This window comes from Arthrobacter paludis, from assembly GCF_056782315.1.
Genome location: NZ_JBXAEW010000022.1, coordinates 1 through 17014 on the forward strand (window position 1 = coordinate 1; position 17014 = coordinate 17014).

16 protein-coding genes and 1 pseudogene are annotated in these 17014 nt (G+C 73.4%); 12 read left to right on the forward strand and 5 right to left on the reverse strand.

The features are described 5' to 3' along the window. Nucleotides 1-139: 139 nt before the first annotated feature. From AC1Q5D_RS15995 to AC1Q5D_RS16015, 5 genes are read left to right on the forward strand one after another with little or no spacing between them, the layout of a single operon-like run. Complete coding sequence (locus AC1Q5D_RS15995) at nt 140-1465, forward strand: IS21/IS408/IS1162 family transposase (protein ID WP_481739330.1); 1326 nt, start codon at nt 140-142, stop codon at nt 1463-1465. Continuing rightward, nucleotides 1462-2301, forward strand: a complete 840-nt coding sequence (gene istB / locus AC1Q5D_RS16000) for an IS21-like element helper ATPase IstB (RefSeq protein ID WP_481739329.1) — start codon at nt 1462-1464, stop codon at nt 2299-2301. Before AC1Q5D_RS15995 ends, istB begins: the two co-directional genes overlap by 4 nt. A gap of 46 nt (nt 2302-2347) precedes the next feature. Then, nucleotides 2348-3814 carry a radical SAM protein gene (locus AC1Q5D_RS16005; protein WP_481739452.1) on the forward strand — a complete coding sequence of 489 codons (1467 nt, stop codon included), beginning with the start codon at nt 2348-2350 and terminating at the stop codon, nt 3812-3814. Then, nucleotides 3811-4638, forward strand: a complete 828-nt coding sequence (locus AC1Q5D_RS16010; RefSeq protein ID WP_481739453.1) for a class I SAM-dependent methyltransferase — start codon at nt 3811-3813, stop codon at nt 4636-4638. The genes AC1Q5D_RS16005 and AC1Q5D_RS16010 overlap by 4 nt, the downstream gene beginning before the upstream one ends. A 44-nt stretch (nt 4639-4682) precedes the next feature. Continuing rightward, entirely contained in the window at nt 4683-5231 is a 549-nt protein-coding gene (locus AC1Q5D_RS16015) for a carboxymuconolactone decarboxylase family protein (RefSeq protein ID WP_481739454.1), read from the forward strand. A gap of 148 nt (nt 5232-5379) precedes the next feature. Here the strand turns inward: AC1Q5D_RS16015 and AC1Q5D_RS16020 are convergent, their stop codons facing one another. The 3 genes and pseudogenes from AC1Q5D_RS16020 to AC1Q5D_RS16030 all read right to left on the reverse strand — a co-directional run. Beyond that, nucleotides 5380-5850 (reverse strand): DUF4383 domain-containing protein, encoded by a 471-nt coding sequence (locus AC1Q5D_RS16020; protein ID WP_481739455.1) that lies wholly within the window; start codon nt 5848-5850, stop codon nt 5380-5382. Nucleotides 5851-6026: 176 nt separating this feature from the next. Then, nucleotides 6027-6719 carry an esterase/lipase family protein gene (locus AC1Q5D_RS16025; protein WP_481739456.1) on the reverse strand — a complete coding sequence of 231 codons (693 nt, stop codon included), beginning with the start codon at nt 6717-6719 and terminating at the stop codon, nt 6027-6029. 58 nt (nt 6720-6777) lie between these two features. Further along, a pseudogene (locus AC1Q5D_RS16030) lies at nt 6778-7365 on the reverse strand (alpha/beta fold hydrolase); the annotation flags it as partial. Between the two features lie 248 nt (nt 7366-7613). Between AC1Q5D_RS16030 and AC1Q5D_RS16035 the strand changes: the two are divergent. Both AC1Q5D_RS16035 and AC1Q5D_RS16040 read left to right on the forward strand, forming a co-directional pair. Continuing rightward, nucleotides 7614-8378 carry a hypothetical protein gene (locus AC1Q5D_RS16035; RefSeq protein ID WP_481739457.1) on the forward strand — a complete coding sequence of 255 codons (765 nt, stop codon included), beginning with the start codon at nt 7614-7616 and terminating at the stop codon, nt 8376-8378. 117 nt (nt 8379-8495) lie between these two features. Then, nucleotides 8496-9065, forward strand: a complete 570-nt coding sequence (locus AC1Q5D_RS16040; protein WP_481739458.1) for a hemerythrin domain-containing protein — start codon at nt 8496-8498, stop codon at nt 9063-9065. A 172-nt stretch (nt 9066-9237) separates the two neighbouring features. Here the strand turns inward: AC1Q5D_RS16040 and AC1Q5D_RS16045 are convergent, their stop codons facing one another. Then, on the reverse strand, nt 9238-9861 hold the full coding sequence (locus tag AC1Q5D_RS16045) for a GlcG/HbpS family heme-binding protein (RefSeq protein ID WP_481739459.1): 624 nt from the start codon (nt 9859-9861) through the stop codon (nt 9238-9240). A gap of 232 nt (nt 9862-10093) precedes the next feature. On the opposite strand from AC1Q5D_RS16045, the gene AC1Q5D_RS16050 reads away from it, so the two are divergent. Both AC1Q5D_RS16050 and AC1Q5D_RS16055 read left to right on the forward strand, forming a co-directional pair. Beyond that, complete coding sequence (locus AC1Q5D_RS16050; RefSeq protein ID WP_481739460.1) at nt 10094-10843, forward strand: ANTAR domain-containing protein; 750 nt, start codon at nt 10094-10096, stop codon at nt 10841-10843. A gap of 140 nt (nt 10844-10983) precedes the next feature. Continuing rightward, a complete protein-coding gene (locus tag AC1Q5D_RS16055) occupies nt 10984-12138 on the forward strand; it encodes a glycosyltransferase (RefSeq protein WP_481739461.1) in 1155 nt (384 codons plus the stop codon). A gap of 78 nt (nt 12139-12216) precedes the next feature. Here the strand turns inward: AC1Q5D_RS16055 and AC1Q5D_RS16060 are convergent, their stop codons facing one another. Continuing rightward, nucleotides 12217-12699: an Lrp/AsnC family transcriptional regulator gene (locus AC1Q5D_RS16060; RefSeq protein ID WP_481739500.1), complete on the reverse strand. Its 483-nt coding sequence runs from the start codon at nt 12697-12699 to the stop codon at nt 12217-12219. A 140-nt stretch (nt 12700-12839) separates the two neighbouring features. Here AC1Q5D_RS16060 and AC1Q5D_RS16065 point away from each other — a divergent pair, with 140 nt between their 5' ends. The 3 genes from AC1Q5D_RS16065 (at nt 12840) to AC1Q5D_RS16075 (ending at nt 17012) form a co-directional block, all read left to right on the forward strand. Beyond that, entirely contained in the window at nt 12840-14501 is a 1662-nt protein-coding gene (locus AC1Q5D_RS16065) for a thiamine pyrophosphate-binding protein (protein WP_481739462.1), read from the forward strand. A 292-nt stretch (nt 14502-14793) separates the two neighbouring features. Beyond that, complete coding sequence (locus AC1Q5D_RS16070; RefSeq protein ID WP_481739463.1) at nt 14794-15936, forward strand: ABC transporter ATP-binding protein; 1143 nt, start codon at nt 14794-14796, stop codon at nt 15934-15936. A gap of 62 nt (nt 15937-15998) precedes the next feature. Next, complete coding sequence (locus AC1Q5D_RS16075) at nt 15999-17012, forward strand: NAD(P)-dependent alcohol dehydrogenase (protein ID WP_481739501.1); 1014 nt, start codon at nt 15999-16001, stop codon at nt 17010-17012. Nucleotides 17013-17014: the final 2 nt, after the last annotated feature.

Consider the following 17014-nt stretch of genomic DNA (forward strand, 5'->3'; position numbering starts at 1 on the left):
TGATCACGCTCATCGAAATTCCCCACCCGGCGCTCACTGAATTTCCCCAGTTCGTGTCAGTCCCTGAATAGGGGCGGGCCCTCCCCGAAGCTGGTGGTCTCTGACCACACACCGGCTTTCGAGAAAGGCCCGTCCCTTCATGCTGCCATGGAAGGAAGACGTGGAGATCCACGCGTTGAAAGAGCGCGGCTGGAGCATCAGCCGCATCGCCAAACACACGGGGCGGGACCGCAAGACCGTCCGCGCCTACCTCAACGGGGAACGGACCCCGGGGATGCGCCGCCGCTCCGGACCGGATGTTTTCGCCCGGTTCGAGGCCTACGTCACCGCCCGGCTGGCCGAGGACCCGCACTTGTGGGCGTTGACCCTGTTCGACGAGCTGGCCGGGCTGGGCTATGACCGCTCGTACCAGACGCTGACCCGCCAGATCCGCGCCCGCGGGCTGCGCCCGGCGTGCGTGGCGTGCGGGAAGGTCACCGAGCGCCCGAACGCGGTGATCGAGCACCCGCCCGGGGAGGAGACCCAGTTCGACTGGCTCGAGCTGCCCGACCCGCCGTCCGGCTGGGGGCCGGGGCGCAAGGCGCTGCTGCTGGTGGGCTCGCTGCCGCACTCGGGCAAGTGGCGGGCCGTGCTGGCAGAATCGATGGACCACGCGCACCTGATGGAGGCCATCACCACGCTCATCGCCCTGCTCGGGGGCCTGACCCGGGCCTGGCGCTTCGACCGGATGGGAACCGTCGCGGTTGCCGGCAGTGGGGACATCAACCCCGCCTTCGCCGGCTTCGCCAAGCACCACGGCGTCGAGGTGCTCCTCTGCCCGCCCCGGTCCGGGCACCGCAAGGGCGTGGTGGAGAAGAACAACCACACCGCCGCGCAACGCTGGTGGCGCACCCTGCCCGATGAGACGGGCTTCGAGGCCGCCCAGGCGAGCGTGTTGGCCTTCGCCCAGTCCCAGGACGCCCGCCGGCGCCGCGGGCCCCAGGGCTGGAGCACGGTGGCGGCGATGGCCGAGGTGGAGGTGTTGCGCCCCGCCCCGGCGGCCGCCTACCCGGTCGCGGTCCAGGACGAGCGCACCGCCTCACGGCAGGGCCTGGTCTCCTGGCGCGGCAACCGGTACTCCGTGCCCCCGGAGCTGGCCGCGGCCAGGGTCGTGGTCACCCACCGGGTCGGTGCCGGGCACCTGCAGATCCGCTCCGGGAACGCGGTCGTGGCCCGGCACCGCATCGCCGAGCCGGGCTTGGGCGCCACCATCCGCGACACCGGACACGTCATCGCCCTGAACGCGGCGGCGATGGCCGCGGTGAACACGGCCAAGCCCCACCGCCGCAAGGAACGCATCCCGCCCGGGGCCGCCGCCCGCGCCGCCGCCGACGCCCTGCTCGGGCGCCCCGCGGCGCCGGAGGCCTCCGTGATCGACCTGGCCGCCTACGAGGCCGCCGCCCAACGAAAGAGCTACCTGCCATGACCACCACCCCCACCCCGGCCGCCGTTCCGTCCACGAACGCGCAGGCGGCCACCTACCAGCGGCTGCGCGCCCATCTGGCCACGCTCAAGCTCGCCGGGGCCGCCGAGGCGCTGCCCGCCGTCCTGGACCAGGCCCGCGCCGACGGCTGGTCGATGACCGAGACCCTCGAGCGCCTGTTGGCCGTCGAGGTCGACAGCGCCGAGGCCCGGCGCCTGGCCGGACGGCTGCGCTTCGCCAGCATCCCCACCCCGGCTACCCTGGCCGGGTTCGACACCGACCACGCCCAGGGCGTCGACCGGTCCCTGATCAACGAGCTGGCCACCTGCCGGTGGCTCGAGAACGCGACCAACGTGCTGCTCATCGGCCCGCCCGGCACCGGCAAGACCCACCTCGCCGCCGGGCTGGCCCGCGCCGCCGTCGAGGCCGGATACCGCACCTACTTCACCTCCGCGGCCGACCTGGCCGCCCGCTGCCACAAGGCCGCGATTGAGGGCCGGTGGGCCACCACCATGCGCTTCTTCGCCGGCCCCACCCTGCTGGTCATCGACGAGCTCGGGTACCTGCCCCTGCCCGGGGAGGCCGCCTCGGCCCTGTTCCAGGTCATCAACCAGCGCTACCTCAAGACCAGCATCGTGATCACCACCAACCGGCCCGTCGGGGCCTGGGGCGAGATCCTCGGCGACACCACCGTCGCCGCCGCCATGCTCGACCGGCTCCTGCACCGCTCCGTGGTCCTGAACCTGGACGGGGACTCCTACCGGCTCCGAGCCCACCACGACGCCGCCGAACAGCTCCGCCGAGCCACTACAGGCACCCCGAAAACGCTGCTAACCTAAACCCCGCGACTGGGGACATTCACCGAGCACCAACCGGGGAATTTCGATGAGCGTCATCACCTTCGAAGCCCTGGTCTACAGCGACGCGGACGCGTACGTGTCCTCCGCGAAGTACAACAAGCCCGGCACGCTGCCGCTGGCCACGCAGACGGAGGTCGTGGACGGATGCCCCAGCGACTGCGGCCTGTGCCCGGCCCACAAGCAGCACGCGTGCCTCGGCGTCATCGAGGTCAACACGAACTGCAACCTCGACTGCCCGATCTGCTTCGCCGACTCCGGCCACCAGCCGGACGGCTACTCCATCACGCCCGAGCAATGCGCCACGATGCTCGACGCCTTCGTCGCCGCGGAGGGCGAGCCGGAGGTCGTGATGTTCTCCGGCGGTGAGCCGACCATCCACAAGGACCTGCTGCGCTTCATCGACCTGGCCCAGGCGCGCCCGATCACCACCGTGAACGTCAACACCAACGGCATCCGGTTGGCCTCGGACCGCGCGTTCGCGATGGCGCTCGGGGAGCGAAACCGCACCGAGGGCAAGAACGTCAACGTCTACCTGCAATTCGATGGGTTCTCCGAGCGGACGCACCTCGAGATCCGCGGCAAGGACCTGCGCGAGCGCAAGCGCCGGGCCCTGGACCACTGCGCGGAGGCCGGGCTGACGGTGACGCTCGTGGCCGCCGTCGAACGTGGCCTGAACGAACACGAACTCGGGGACATCGTGCGGTTCGGCATCGGGCACCCGGCCGTCCGCTCCGTGGCGTTCCAGCCCGTCACCCATTCGGGCCGCCACGTGGAGTTCGACCCGCTGACCCGCCTGACCAACCCCGACGTCATCCGGCTCGTGGCGGAGCAGTGCCCCGACTGGATGATCCCCGCGGACTTCTTCCCCGTCCCGTGCTGCTCGCCGACGTGCCGCTCCATCACCTACCTGCTCGTGGACCAGGGACAGGACCGGGAGACGACCGTGGTGCCCATCCCGCGGCTGATCGACCTCGACGACTACATGGACTACGTCTCCAACCGGGTCATGCCCGACCCGGCCGTGCAATCCGCGCTCGAATCACTGTGGAGCGCCTCCGCGAGCATGGGCTCGGGCGGGACGGCGCGGAGCCTGGAGGCGGCGGCCGCCCAGCTGGAGTGCGAATCCTGCGGGATCGACCTCCCGGCCGCGGCGCGCGAACTCGAGGACAAGGCGTTCATGATCGTCGTCCAGGACTTCCAGGACCCCTACACGCTCAACGTGCGGCAGCTGATGAAATGCTGCGTCGAGGAGATCACGCCGGACGGTCGGCTCATCCCCTTCTGCGCGTACAACTCGGTCGGTTACCGGGAGCAGGTCCGGGCCCAGATGTCCGGCGTCGCCGTCGCCGACGTCGCCCCCAACGCGGCGGGCATCCAGGGGATGCTGGCGGAGACGGCGCACGGCTCCAAGACGGCCGCGGCGGCCCCGGGGGCCGCGAGAACGGCCGGTACCGGGCAGACGAACCTCGGGATGCCGGCGGTGCGGCGGTGAGCGCGGGGCACGACGCCGGGGCCGCGCAGGGGACGGCCCCGGAGGAACTGAAGGCCTGCTGCTCCGGCGCCTACGGCTCGGACGCCGCCGCCCTGCTGCTCGGCCCCAGCCACCATCCCGGCGGCCCGGCCCTGACCCGGACGCTGGCCCGGCGCTTGAGGCTGGCCCCCGGCGACACGGTCCTCGACGTCGCCTGCGGCGGGGGCGGCACGGCCCTGCTGCTCGCCCGCGAGTTCGGGTGCCGGGTCGAGGGCGTCGACCTGGGAACGGCCCAGATCGAACGCGCGTCGGCGGCCGCGGCGCGGAACGGGCTGGGCGGACAGGTCCGGTTCCGGGTCGCGGACGCCGAACGCCTCCCCTTCGCGGACGGCACCTTCGACGCCGTGGTGTGCGAGTGCGCATTCTGCACGTTCCCCGACAAGGCGGCGGCCGCCGCGGAGTTCGCCCGCGTCCTGCGCCCCCGCGGCGCCCTCGGCCTCACCGACGTCACCGTCGCCGGCGGCCGGCTCCCACCGGCCCTGACCGACACCACCTCCTGGATCGCCTGCGTGGCCGACGCCCGCGACCCCGACGACTACCGGACCCTGCTCCGGAGCGCGGGCCTCGCCGTCGTCCACTCCGAGGACCACGCGCCCGCGCTGCTGGCGCTGCTCGACCGGATCGACGCGCGCCTCGCCACAGCCGCATGGGCCGCCCCCGCCGCCCTGGACGCCGCGGGCCTCGATCCCGCTGCCGTTCGGCGCTACACGGCCGCCGTGCGCCGGGAGGCCCAGGCCGGCGCCGTCGGCTACGCCCTGTTCCACGCCCGGAAGCCGCCCGCATGACCGGCGGCCGCCGGAACCACACCCCTACCGAAAGGAGCACCACCATGCCCCGCATCCCCACCCTGGCCGCCGACACCGCGCCCGAGGGCTCACGGACCCACGCCACAGCGCTGGAGAAGAAGATGGGCAAGCTGCTCAACATCCACGCAGGGATGGCCCAGTCCCCCGCCGTCATCGCCGCCTACTCCGGCATCCAACAGGCCATCGCCGAGCACGGCACGTTCGACGCGCGGACGCGCGAGGCCATCGCCCTGGCCGTCGGCAACCAGAACGGCTGCGACTACTGCCAAGCCGCACACACCGCCGCGGGTGCAAAAGCCGGCCTGGACACCGCCGAAATGCTGGCCCTCCGGGCCGGAGAAGTCGAATTCGACGCAAAGCTCGCGGCCATCACCGGCCTCGCCCGGGAGGCCGCCGCCACGACCGGCCACGTCTCGGACGCGGCCTGGGACGCGGCCCTCGAGGCCGGCTGGAGCGAGGAGGAGCTCGCGGAAGCGTTCGTGCACATCGGTGTGAACCTCTACACCAACTACTTCAACCACTACGCCGGCACCGAACTCGACCTGCCCGAGGCCCCTCCGCTCGAGGGCTGACAGCCCAGCACGGCGAGCCGCGAGCCTACTCGACGGCGAGGCCGGGGGGCCCCCGGTGGCCGGGTGGGGCGTGGTCCCCACCTCGGCACCGGAGGGCCTCGCCGCCGACGTCACGCCACGCTCTTCACAAGGTCCGTGGGGACTACGTCTAGCGCATGCCCACGCTGGGATCGGCGGTCCGCAGGTGGCGGCCCAGCACGAGGGCGAGCCCGACCATGGCGACGCCCAGGACGAAGTGCAGCCAGTTGTCGGCCGTGTTCACGGGCACGAAGTTCGCGGGGGTGTCGTGGCCGATGACCAGCCCGTAGATCCACAGGACCAGGTACACGACTCCGCCCCACAGCAGGTAGTGCTTGGAGCCCGTGGCGGACTTGGCGCAGGCCAGTCCCACGATGCCGAACAACAGGTGGACGATGTTGTGCAGGACGGACACCTGGAAGATGCCCAGAAGCATCGACTCGGAGTCGTGCCCGGCGAAGGACATCTGGTCGAAGTTGGTCGTGACGCCGGGGATGAACCCGAGGACGCCGACCAGCAGGAAGACGACGCCGACGGCGGCGGCGGCCTTTTGGACGGCGGTGCGGCCGGTGCGCGCGGCGGGTGTTGCTGGGATGCTCATGGTGGTCCTTCCGTAGGGGGCGCGGTCCGGCAGGCTTCGCGGGTGCCGGCCGGCCCGTTGGTGTTCCACTCCTGACTTTCCTCACGGTAGGTTCGCCGGTCCCGCGCGGCCAGAGTTGCCGCAAGCGCGGGCCCGCGGAGCGCGGGACCGCGGGCGCGGGGCCGGGTCGGCGCCCGTCAGTGCCGGCCGGACACCTGCCGTTCCACGACGGAGAGCAGACGCGGGTCGCGGATCGGGCGGAAGTGCCCCATCGACTCCAGCCGGATGTTGGAGGCGCCCTCCAGGTGGCTCCCGCCCGGGATATGCGGATCGAAGGCGCTGTACACGGAGGCGATCCGGTGGTTGACCTCCAGGTTGCCCGCCAGCCTGAGCAGCCCCGCATTGCGCGGGGAGAAGTCGCGCAGCCGGGGCAGCGGCGCGAAGCGCGCGTAGACCGAGCCCGAGAACGGGGTGTTGATCGCGGTCATGCCGGCCACGCGCCACGCCTGGTCCGACGCGCTCATCACGTACTTCCCGATGAGCCCACCCTTGCTGTGCGCCACGAACAGCACACCGCGCAGGTCGTTCGCCTCCAGGTAGTCCGCGACGACCGCCGCCATGAGCGGCACGCTGCCGCGGTTGTAGCCCAGGCCCTTGACCACGTGGACGGGGTGGCCGGCCCGGTGCAGCCGCTCCGCGATCGGATGCAGGAACTGCCAGGTCTCGTAGATGCCCGGGATCAGGACGACAGGAGCCGCGCCGGGCCGGGTCCCCTCAAGGAAGTGGCGGTACCGGGCGGGGAACAGGAACGCGTGGGCCTGCCAGTACGCGACGTAGGCGTAGTCGGCGCACCACGCGCGGCCCCTGAGGACGAGCTCGCCAAGGCCCATCACCGCACCTCCGCCAGGCTGCGGCACCAGGCGGCGACCGCGTCCGCGGCCCGCATCATCACGATGTGGGTTCGCCGGCCACCTCCACGGTGTCCGCGCGGGGGGCCAGCCGCGCCAGGTCCTCGATCCAGCGCCGCGGGGCGATGGGGTCCCTCTGCCCGCGGGCGATCAGCACTCGGGCCCGGACCCCGCCGATGGAGTCCTCGATGTGGTGGCCCAGCATCGCCGGGACGCTCTTCAGGTACCAGGCCGGGCCGCACCGGAAGAGATAGTCGCTGAACACGACCGCGTTCACGGCGGGCGGCTCCCGCAGCGTGTCCTGCCCCAGCCGGAGCGCCTGCCTCCAGAAGCCGCGCTCCGCCGCGTGGTTCGTGGGGCCCAGGAGCACCACGCCGGCGACGTCCGGTCGGGCCACGGCCAGCTCCACGACGATTTGCGCCCCCATGGAGTGCCCGACCAGCACAGGCCCCTCGATCCCCAGCGCCTCCAGGGCGGCCCCCAGCACGCGCGCGTAGTCGGGCACCGACAGCGGGCGGTCGGGCTTGGGGACCCTCCCGTGGCCCGGCAGGTCCACGTTGTGCACCGTGGCCTCCCGGGACAGCCGCTCGGCCAGCGGGCGGAAGTAGCGCGAGGAGACGCCCAGCCCGTGGACGAGGACTTAGGCCGTCCGCCCCGTCCCGGACGTGTGGACGCGCACGGCGGCGCCGTCGACGACGACGTCGCGCTGTTCGCTCGCTGCTGCCAATGCGTGCCTCGGTTCCTCGCGGGGTGAGCAGACTGTACAGCGGCCGGCGCGCTCCGGCCGTACTGGCTGCAACGCTGCAATTCGCCTTTCCGTGCGGGGCCGCGTCGTGGACCATGCCTGGGGATGGCACACGACGGCGAAGGAACCCCATGATCGCGGACCTCTGGCACTCCCTGGCCTGGGCCCTCGGGCTGACCCTGGTCCTGGCCGGGCTCCATCTGGCCGCACCGCACGTGCGCGGGCTGCCCGCCGTCCCCGAGCGGTACACCGGCTCTTTCGCCGGCGGTCTCGCCGTCGCGTACGTGTTCCTGCACCTGCTCCCCGAGATCGCGGCCGGGAACGAGGCGGTGGGCGAGGCCCTCTCCGACGTCTTGGAGCCGACGCCGCTGCTGGAGCTGGCGATCTTCCTGGTCGCCCTCGCCGGCTTCACGGCGTTCTACGGCCTGGACCGCCTCGCCCGCTCCAGCAGGGCCCGCGGTGGGGGGAACGGCTCCGCCGGGGCGTATGCGCTCCACCTGGGCTCGTTCATGGTCTACAACGGGCTGATCACGTACACGATGGCCCTCCGCGTGCGCACCGGCCTGCTCTTCGCCCTGCTGTTCACCGTGGCCATGGGCCTGCACTTCATCCTCACGGACCGCTCCCTGCAGGAGCACTACCCCCGGCGGTTCCGGCGGCAGGGGCGGGTGCTGCTCGCGGCCTCCCTGGTCGGCGGCTGGGTCTTCGGCATGGCCTTCGCCCCCACGAGCACGCTGGTGGTCGCGCTGCTGACGGCGTTTCTGGGCGGGTCGATCCTGTTGAACGTGTTCAAGGAGGAATTGCCCGAGGGGCGCGGCTCGAGCTTCGTGTGGTTCCTGGTCGGGCTGGGCCTGTACGCGGCCCTGCTGGCCGGGGTCACGGCCCTGTCGGAGTGACGCGACGGTCTCCGGCCGCCGTTTCGCGAAGGGTTGTCGTCCCCCGGGCGCGTGCCTAGCTTGGCGGACACGGGGGACGCAGTGTCCCAGTCACCGCGGAACACCAGGAGGGCCACCATGACCGAGACCCACACCGCCGGGCGGGACGTCGTCGACATCCTCACCGCCGACCACCGCGAGATGGTCGAGCTGATCGGCGGGATCAAGGGCGCCGCGGATCCCGACGAGCGCCGGGACCTGGCGGACACCGTCATCGCCGAGGTGATGCGGCACGCCGTCGCCGAGGAAATGCACGTCTACCCGGTCGTGGAGGAGCACGTCCCCGACGGCAGCGAGGACGTGGAGCACGACAAGAAGGAGCACCAGGAGATCGTCGAGCTGATGAAGCGCCTCGAGGACGCCGACGCCGGCGACGCGTCCTTCCTGCAGCTCGTGGGGGAACTGGAGGAGCAACTGCGGCACCACGCCCAGGACGAGGAGACCGAGCAGTTCCCGAAGCTGCGGGCCCACATCCCCGCGGCGACGCTCATGGACCTGGGCGCGAAGGTCGAGGAGGCCAAGAAGGTGGCGCCCACCCGGCCGCACCCCTCGGCCCCGCACGCGGAGCTGTTCCACAAGAGCGTGGGCGCCGGCGTCGGCATGGTCGACCGGCTGCGGGACAAGCTCGAGGGGCGGCACACCGGCTGACAGGACGACGTCCCCGGCGCCGCCCGGAAGGCCCAGGACCCCGAACGGATGGACCCGACCACGTGGGCCGTCCTGGAGCCCCCGGGGAGATCGGCGTCGCGCCCAAGGGCAGTGCCGCGCCCCGGGCCTGACGCGCGGCAGGCCCGGGGCGCGGCCGATCGGGTCGGGTCCCCTACCGGTTGAGGGAACCCGAGATGGCATCGAGGCCCGCCTGGGCGCAGGCCTCGTCGGCCTCGCCGCTCGGGGCGCCCCCGACGCCGATGCCGGCGATCGGCTGGTCCCCGGACCGGACGGTCACGCCGCCGCCGAGGAAGATCGTGCCGGGGATGTCCCGGATGGTCGCGCCGTCGCCCTGGGCGCGCCCGGCCAGCTCCGACGTGTTGGCCCCGAACGCCGCGGCCGTGTACGCCTTCAGCCGCGCGGTCTCGATCGTGTGCTCGGCGGCGTTGTCGCCGCGGACGAGCGCGTGGAACTGGCCGAACCGATCGACGACGGCGACGGACACGAACGGCAGGTCGTCGTCCTCGCACCGGGCCAGGGCCGCCCCGGCCGCCTGCATCGCCGCGGACGCCGAGAGCCGTGGCGTGTCCAGGACACCGTCCTCCCCGTCCTCCGCGGGCTCCGTCGCGGCGCCGCCGCCGCCCGTCGCCGCGAGGGACGTGCTCGGGGCCGGCCCCGCGGTGTCCGGGGCGGTCGCGGAGCCGGTCCCGGCGGTCGTACAGGCCGCCAGTCCGACGGCCAGCGCCGCACTCGAGGCCAGGGCGCCCGCCACCCGCCGCCAGTCCTTACCGCCCATGACGCGCTCCCTTGTCCCGAGAACCACCGCTGGCGCCAGTCTCCCGCCCGGTTCACACGCCGCGACACCCCCAATGAGGGTGCCCCGCCCGCCGTGTCGCGGATCGGCTCCTCGGCGGGAGCCGGCCGGGACGCGCGGCGGGGCCCGCCCACACCCGCCGGGGACTGTTCCCGCACGCCGTCCCGGGGGTGTCTACTGGTGTCGGAACCGCCCGACGACGTGAGGAGTGGACATGACCGAGCAGGGCCAAACCACCGGCCGCGCCACCGATTGGGCCGACGCCGGCGCCTCGCTCCAGGAACTGGTTCTGCAGAGCGCGGACGTCGACGAGTTCCTCGGTTGGCTGGCCCGCCATGCCGCCGATTCCCTCAGTGGCGATGGCCTCGTGGTGCACTGCGGCGTGACCCTGCTGCGCGACAAGGACATGGCGACCGTGGCGAGCAGCGGGCCCAAGGCGCTGGAGCTCGACGAGACGCAGTACAAGTACGGCGACGGGCCGTGCCTGCGGGCCGCCCGGACGAACCACCTGACCCATGTGCTGGACACGGAGACGGAAATGGAGTGGGCCGGGTACCTGGCCGAGGTGCGCCAGAGCGGGATCCGGTCCATTCTGGGTGTGCCCGTTGCGCTCGACGACGGCAATGGGGGCCTGAACCTCTACGCCACCGAGCCCTCCGCCTTCGACGGGGAGATGATGGCCCGCGCCATCGCCTACGCCGAGCAGGCATCGACCTCCCTGCGGCTGGCCGTGCGCATGGGCCGGCTGGCCCAGGGCAGGGACGACCTGCGGGCGGCCCTGGAGTCCCGGACGGTCATCGACCTGGCCGTGGGCATCGTGATCGCGCAGAACAAGTGCACGCAGGCGGAGGCCTTCGGCATCCTGCGCGACGCCTCCTCGCACCGCAACATCAAGCTGCGCGACCTCGCCGCCCAGCTCGTCGAGGGGATCACGGGGCAGCCTGCCACGACCCACTGGGAGTAAGCGGGCAGACGCCGTCGCGCGGCGCGGGACCGGGTGCCGTAGAGTGGTTCCCACATGCCGGTTCAGCCACGGGCCCCATGTCCGATTCGTGGCACCCGGATTTCCCCCGTGCGGCCACCCAGACAGAGGTTGGTGGCCCCATGCTGCTGTTCCACGACTCCCGGCGCGACGAGACCGAACGTACCGCGGCCCCGGCGTTCCCCCCGACGGACGGGCCGCTCCCCGAGGACCGGCTGCGCATCGCCGTGATCGCCCGCCCCCACCACCCGCTGGTGGTGCCTTTCCCGGGGGCCGTCGAGTCCCAGACGGCGCAGCTGGCCGCGGCCCTGCACCGCCGCGGGCACCACGTGACGGTCTTCGCGAAGGAGGGCAGCCAGGTCCCGTCGACCGCCCTCGTCGACACCATGGAGGCGGTGTTCGACATCTCCGGCTACCCCGCCGAGGGCGAATCGCAGCGCTTCCTCAACGCGCGGCTGGACTCCGCGATGCACGAGGCCATGGACCTCGTCGACGCGGGCGGGTTCGACGTCGTGCTCAACGCCTCCGACAGCCCCGTGGTGCCGGAGCGCCTGGCCGGGCGGCCCGCCGTCCACGTGCACTACTTCCGCCGGTCGCACCGCGTCCGCATGGCCCTCCGCGGCGGCCTGCGCTCGGATCCCCTGCACGCCCACGTCACGCTCTCCGAGGCCAACCGGTCGGCCTGGGCCCAGCACATCCCCCGGATGGAGACGGTCCACCCCGGCGTGGACACGGGCTGGTGGCGCCCCGTCGAGTCCCGGGAGCCGGGGACGGCCGTGTGGGCCGGCCGCATCGCCCCCGAGAAGGGCACGCACGTGGCCCTCGAGGCGGCCACCACCGCGGGGCTGCGCCTGACCCTGGCCGGCTGGGTCGAGGACGCCGACTACTTCACCGAGGAGGTGGTCCCGCGCCTTGGCGGCCAGCACCGGTACCTGGGGCACATCCGCCCGGAGGACCTGGCGCCGCATCTGGCCTCCGCCTCCGTGTTCCTCCACGCCCCGCAGTGGGAGGAGCCGTTCCCGCACGCGGCCCTCGAGGCGATGGCCTGCGGCACGCCGGTCGCGTCGCTGCCCAGCCCCTCCGCGGAGGAGCTCATCGCGCCCGGCACGGGGACCATCGCCGAGGGCCCCGCACCGCAGGACCTGGCCCGGGCCGCGCTCCGTGCGTCCCGCCTGCCCGGCACGCACGCCCTGGTCCACGCCCGGCGCTTCTCGCTGGGGCGGATGACCCGGCGCTACGAGGAGCTGATGCTGGACCGCGTCGCCCTCCTGAACTGAGGCGGGCGGGCCGGGCGGCGGCGGCGCGGTGCCCCGCGCGGCCGGGGGAACGGCCGGCGCCCCGCCCGCCCCCCGCCCCTACCCCTCCCCGGCCGCCTGCTCGAGCAGCCCGGTCAGGCGCAGCGGCATGACCTCGAGCAGCCCGATCGACGTGCTGGAGCGCAGGACCCCGGGCGTCTCCAGCATCAGGGTGGTGATCCGGTGCAGGTCCACCGTGTCGCGGGCGGCCACGCGCAGGCGCAGGTCCGCGTCCCCGGTGGCGGAGTAGATCTCGATGATCTCCGGGATCCGGCGCAGGCCGGCCATGGCCTCGTCGCCCATCCCCTGCCGGATGGACAGCTCGACGAACGCCACGAGGTCGTAGCCGAGGGAGCGCGGGTCCACGCGCTGGCTGAACGAGCGCAGGACCCCGCCGTCGGTCAGTCGGCGCAGCCGCGCGTGGACGGTGTTCCGGGCGACGCCGAGCCGCTGGGCCAGCGCGAGGATCGTCGCCGACGGGTCGTCGTCGAGGGCCAGGAGGATGCGGGCATCGAGGGCGTCAAGTCGGTGCATGGTGAGCATTTTGGCACGCATAGACGCCTTTCCTGGGCACCTGTCGCAATCGGGAAGCGAGCTCTTGCGCGGGTGACCGGGGCCACCGCACCCTCGTGGTGAGTCATGCGGCGCGCCTGCCGCGGAACGCCACGCCGGAAGGACCCACGATGCCCGCAGCGTCCCCCCACACCGTCTCCTCGGCCGTCGCCGAGGTCATCGCCGAGCGCACGGACCACCTCTTCGGGCTCATGGGCAACGGCAACGCCCACGTGATCAGCCACCTCACGTACGGCGGCTTCCCGTTCACGTCCGCCCGCCACGAGGCCGCCACGGTCACCATGGCGGACGCGTACCACCGGGCCACCGGGCGCGTCGCGGCGGCGACGACGACGTACGGCGCCGGCTTCACCAACACCTACACGGCCCTGGCCGAGGCCCGGATGGCGCGCGTGCCGCTCGTGCTCGTGGTCGGCGACGCCCCGACCGCGGGCCCGCGCCCCTTCGACATCGACCAGGCCGGCGCCGCGGAGGCCGTCGGCGTGACGACCCTGGTGGCGACGCCGGAGAACGCGACCGCCATGGCGCACCGGGCCTTCGACCTGGCGGTCCGGACCGTCCAGCCCGTCGTGCTCGCCCTGCCCTACGACCTGGCCACCGCACCGCTGACGGAGCAGGTGGAGCTCGAGCCGCTTCCGGCCAAGCCGGCCTGGAACGCGGCCCCGGAGGAGCTGGAGCGCATCGCGGGCGTCCTGCGGGCGGCACGCCGCCCCCTGGTGCTGGGCGGGCGCGGCGTCGTCCTGGCCGGCGCGGCCGGCGCGCTGCGCGAGGTCGGCGACCGGCTGGGCGCCCTGTTCGCGACCTCCGTGATGGCGGCGAACCTCGTCGATTCGCCCTGGGACCTGGGCATCGCCGGCGGGTTCACCCGCGACCACCGCCTGGAGCTGGTCCGGCAGGCCGACGTCGTGCTCGTCGCCGGGGCCTCCCTCAACGCGTTCCAGTCCCGCTACGGGACCCTGTTCGGCCCGGACGCCCGCGTCATCCGCGTGGACAACGAGCCGGAGACGGCCCACCCGGCCGTCACCGAGTACGTGCGCGCGGACCTGGCGCCGTTCCTCGAGGGGCTGGCCGGCCGCATCCCGGCCGCGGAGGAGTCCGGCACGTGGCGCGCCGCCGTGCCCGAGGTCGCCGGGGAGGCCTTCCGCGGCTCCGAGCCCGTCGAGGACCCGGCCGAGTTCGGGCCGGACGGCCGGCTGAACCCGCGGGCCGTCGTCGCGGCCCTCGAGGACATCCTCCCGGCGGAACGCTCGGTGGTCATGGACGGCGGGCACTTCATCGGCTGGGCCCCGATGTACCTCTCCGTACCGGACCCGCAGGCGATGGTGCTCGTCGGGACGGCGTTCCAGTCCATCGGGCTGGGCTTCGGCTCCGCGGCGGGGGTCTCCGTGGCCCGCCCGGACCGGACCACCGTGTTCGTCTCCGGCGACGGCGGCGGGCTCATGGGCCTGGCCGACTTCGAGACGTTCCTGCGGGCGACCCGCCGCGGCGTCGTCGTCGTCCTCAACGACTCGGCCTACGGCGCGGAGCTGCACCAGTACGCGTCCAAGGGCCTGGACCCGACCGCGATGCTCATCGACGAGGTGGACTTCGCCGCCGTCGGCCGCGCCCTCGGCGCCTCCGGCGCCAAGGTGCGCACGCTCGCCGACCTGCGCGCCCTGCGCGAGTGGCTGGAGGCGGACGACGACGGCGTCTTCGTGCTCGACGTCTCGATCTCGCAGAAGGTCGTGGCGGAGTTCATGGCCGCGTCGCTGACCGCCGGCAAGCGGCTGTAGCCGGGGGCCAGCCGATGCATACGGGAGGCACAGTTCCCGCATAGGGTCCGCCGCTAGCGTGGAACACGCCTCACGAAGGTGCGAGTGATGAGAGGGCCCCAAGCCGTTCCCCCCAATGGCTTGGGGCCCTCGTCGCGCCCGGCGACCCGGGGACGCCGGGCGCGGCCTCGCCGCCCATGGCCATCACAAATGATTACCTGCTAACATCTCATTTGTGAGTGGTGCACGTCACCGCCCGCGCCGCCCTTCTCCCCGGATCGTCCGGCACGTACCTGCCGGGAAAGAGGCCCGAATGTCCGCCGTGTCCTACGACAACGTCACCTGCCAGTACCCGGGGGCCGAGCGCCCCTCGGTCACCGACCTGAACCTGGAGATCGCCGACGGCGAGTTCCTGGTCCTCGTCGGCCCGTCCGGCTGCGGGAAGTCCACCACCCTGCGCATGCTCGCCGGCCTCGAGGAGGTGACGTCCGGGACCATCAGCATCGGCGACCGCGACGTGACCCACGTGCCGCCGAAGGACCGGGACATCGCCATGGTGTTCCAGAACTACGCGCTCTACCCCCACATGTCCGTGGCGGAGAACATGGGCTTCGCCCTGAAGATCGCCAAGGTCCCCGCGGACGAGCGGCGGCGCCGTGTCGAGGAGGCCGCCAAGATCCTGGACCTGACCCAGTACCTGGACCGCAAGCCGAAGGCCCTCTCCGGCGGCCAGCGCCAGCGCGTGGCCATGGGCCGGGCGATCGTCCGCTCGCCGCACGTGTTCCTCATGGACGAGCCGCTGTCCAACCTCGACGCGAAATTGCGCGTGCAGACCCGCACCCAGATCGCGTCCCTGACCCGGCGGCTGGGCGTCACCACGGTCTACGTCACCCACGACCAGGTCGAGGCCATGACGATGGGCGACCGCGTGGCGGTGCTCAAGGACGGCGTCCTGATGCAGGTCGACACGCCCCGCAACCTCTACGACCGGCCGGCCACGGAGTTCGTCGCCGGGTTCATCGGCTCCCCGGCCATGAACCTGTTCCGCGCCGGCGTCCGCGACGGCGCCGCCGTCTTCGGGACGCTGTCCCTCCCGCTGACGCCCGCCCAGCGCGAGGCGCTGACCGGCGATTCGGTGTCGGTCGGCATCCGCCCGGAGGACCTGCGCCCCGGCCCCGAGGGCGAGGGCCTGCCGCTCGAGGTCGACGTCGTCGAGGAGCTCGGCGCCGACGCCTACGTCTACGGGCACCTCGCCCCGACGGCGGCGGCGGACACCGTCCTGCCCGTCGAGACGGCCGACGGCGCCGACGACGACGGGGGCCCCGGCGCCCACGAGATCGTGGTCCGCACGGACGGGCGCACGCCCCCGCAGGCGGGCACCACCGTGTGGGTCTCCCCGACCCTGGACCACGTGCACCTCTTCGACGTCGCCACCGGCCAGCGCCTGCCCGACTGACCGGAGGGACCCCAGTGCACACCGAAGCCCGGGGAGGCGCGGCCGCCGCGCCTCCCCCGACCATGCGCGCCTCCGTCCTGGAGGCCCCCGGCCGGCTGTCCGTCGAGGAGCGGCCCGTCCCCTCCCCCGGCCCCGGCGAGGTCCTCGTCCGGATCCTCGCCGTGGGCGTCTGCGGCTCCGACACCCACTACTTCGAGCACGGGCGGATCGGGGACTTCACCGTCGACGGCCCGCTGGTCCTCGGGCACGAGCCCTCCGGGCGGATCGCCGCGGTCGGCCCCGGCGTCGACCCGGCCCGCGTCGGCGAGCGCGTGTCCCTGGAGCCGGGCGTGCCGGAGCCGTTCTCGCCCGAGACGCTGGCCGGCCGCTACAACCTGGACCCCGCCGTGCGGTTCTTCGCGACCCCGCCCGTGGACGGGGTGTTTTGCGAATACGCGGTCCATCCGGCCGCCTTCTGCCACCCGGTCCCCGACTCCGTCTCCGACGAGGCCGCGGCCCTGCTGGAGCCGCTCTCCGTGGGGATCGCGGCCGTCCGCTCCGGCGGGGTGGGGCTCGGCTCGCGGGTGCTCGTCGCCGGGGCCGGGCCCGTGGGCCTGCTCGCCGCGCGGTGCGCCGCGCTGGCCGGGGCCGCCGACGTCGTCGTCACCGACTCGCGCCGCGAGCGGCTGGAGGCCGCGCGCCGCTATGGCGCCACGGCCGCGTTCGCGGCCGCCGACGCCCCCGACCCGGCCGGCCCGTTTCCGGGCTCCGGCTACGACGTGTTCATCGACGCCACGGGCGCCGAGCCCGCGGTCCTCTCCGGCCTCCGGCGCCTCGCTCCTGCCGGGCGGGCCGTGCTGGTCGGCATGGGGATCGACACGCTCGCGCTACCGGTGCCGCTGCTGCAGAACCGCCAGCTCTCCGTCACCGGCACGTTCCGGTACGCGAACACGTGGCCGACGGCGGTGCGCCTGGCCGCGTCCGGCGCGGTCGACCTGGACGGCCTGGTCACGTCCCGCCACGGGCTCGACGGCGTGGGCGACGCGCTCGTCGCCGGCCGGCGCGACGGGGCGCTCAAGGCGGTCGTGCGGCCCTGACC